Genomic DNA, 2,109 nt, shown 5'->3' with positions numbered 1-2,109 from the left:
GCTTCAAAAAGAGGGTCAGCAGCAGCCGGACTGCCTCCTGCTCCCTGCTGGGCGAGTCCAGCGGCTGGCCCAGCAGCTGCTTGACCGCCCCGCGAAAATTTTTCTTCAGCTCCGTCAGGCTCTGTCTGATCAGGGACTCGTCGGTCAAGTCGACCACCGCCAGTCTCTGCTTGTTGATCAGCAAGTGGTTCAGGCAGATTCCCCGACTTTCAAGCTCCTGCTTGATCGTGCCGGACCAGATCTGTCCTTCTAACAGCTGCTTAAGGGTCTCTTCAATTTCAACCATTTCTCTTTCCCTGAGTAAAAATACTAATAAAGTAATTGATTATTTCATAAATCCCTACCAGGTTAAAAATATAACACACTTGCACGCGAATTAAAAGCGCTAACATCGAATTTTTAAATCAATCTTTCAAGCCCAAAAACCCTATTGTTAAAAGAAATGAGTTATTATATTAATTAAGTAATGTGTCACATTTTATAGGGAGAAAGACATGCAAATCACTCGTGCATTTGCCTATGCGGTTTCGGAATATTTCTGCGTGATCATGCTTCTGCTGCTCTTGCGGTCATCGTCGCAGATCAAGCGGCACAACCGCCAGCAGTACTGGTTCAACACCAGTTTGACGATCCAGGCCGCCTACCTTTTGGGGGATGGGACCCGGACTCTTTGGATGAATCACCTCCTGCCCGGCAACGATTTTCTGATCAATTTCGCCAGCCTTTATTTGGCAATCACTTTGAACATCCTCAGCTACACGACCTTGATGTTCGTTGCTTACAAGATCGAGCTACCCCTGGCCACCAGCAAGCGGCAGAACCGAATCGCCCTGGGGCTGCCCATCGTGATTTCCTTCATTGACGTGATCTGCGCCCTTTTCGCGCCGGAGCTGATTTTTTCCTCCAACGACATCAATGCTTTTACTCCCTTCTTCTCGGGCCTCTTCTTGTTTTTGCCGATCAGCTACTCGGCCTTCGTCTTCGGGGTTACGGCCTATAACGCCCTGATCAACCGGAAAAACGGCCTGGGACACTACTACCTGGTTTTGACCTTCTATCCGGCACTGATGACGGTCTTCGGCTTCATTGAAGTCATGCTGTCCACGGCCCTGCCACTTTATTCCTACGCGGTTACTTTTTACTTCACCTTCAACTTCCTCTACCAGCTGAATTCCTCCATCAGGGAAGCCACGATCGACAGTCTGACGGGCTTGAGAAACCGGGAAAACCTCAGGGAATTCATCGACGACATCTGGAAGCAGGGCATCAACGACCAATACTACCTGTTCATGATTGACATGAACGGCCTGAAGTCGGTCAACGACGTCTACGGGCACGTGGAGGGCGACCATGCCATCCGGGCCATCGGCCAGGCCCTGGACGACGTCCTGCAGACGGGCAATGACGGGATCGTCTGCCGCTACGGGGGCGACGAGTTTTTGGCGGTCATCACGGTCACCGACGACAACCAGGCCGACAAGCTGGTGCAGTTGACCAGAGAGCGGATCGAATACTACAGCAAGGTTGACCAGCTGCAGTCCGCCCCGAAGGTCGCCACCGGCTACATCCACCTGCCCAAGGAGAAAATCCCCCTGGCCGACCTTTTGAAGCAGGCCGACAGCAAGATGTACGCGGAAAAGCAGGCCATGAAGACCGGGGACCGGGCGGCCAACTTTTTTACCGACGAAATCACCGGCCTGCCCAACGCCAACTACTTCCACAATTTCGCGGGAAACTTCCTTAAGAAGCAGTTCAAGGAAGGCAAGCAGCCCCTGGTCATCCTCTTCAACATTTCCGGCATGCACAGCTACAACGACCGTTTCGGCTATCAAGGCGGCGACGACCTGCTAAGAATGGTCTCGCGGGTTCTGCGGGAATTTTTTGACCAGGAAAACAGCGTCCTGGTCCGCTACACGGAAGACAACTTCGTTCTGGTAACCTGTGAATCCTTAAGCACGGTCAAGCAAAAGGTCAAGGCCGTTTCTGAAAAAGTAACGGCGATCGACTCCATTGGCATCAAGGCTGGGATCTACCAGATCCGCGGCCAAAAAGAAGACGTCATCGCGACCGTCGACATGGCCCGGCGGGCCATGCGCCTGATCGGGTCTG

1 protein-coding gene and 1 pseudogene are annotated in these 2,109 nt (G+C 52.6%); one reads left to right on the top strand and one right to left on the bottom strand.

Annotated elements, in window-relative coordinates; translation table 11 throughout:
• A pseudogene (locus lacNas_RS02620) lies at window positions 1-286 on the bottom strand (hypothetical protein); the annotation flags it as partial.
• 208 nt (window positions 287-494) lie between these two features.
• Here lacNas_RS02620 and lacNas_RS02615 point away from each other — a divergent pair.
• The coding region (locus tag lacNas_RS02615) for a diguanylate cyclase domain-containing protein (RefSeq protein ID WP_201330667.1) at window positions 495-2,109 on the top strand (1,615 nt) is incomplete at its 3' end.

Origin of the sequence: Lactobacillus nasalidis (assembly GCF_016587775.1) — a bacterium.
GTDB classification, from domain to species: Bacteria; Bacillota; Bacilli; order Lactobacillales; family Lactobacillaceae; genus Lactobacillus; species Lactobacillus nasalidis.
This window is presented reverse-complemented; position numbering and strand designations above follow the sequence as displayed.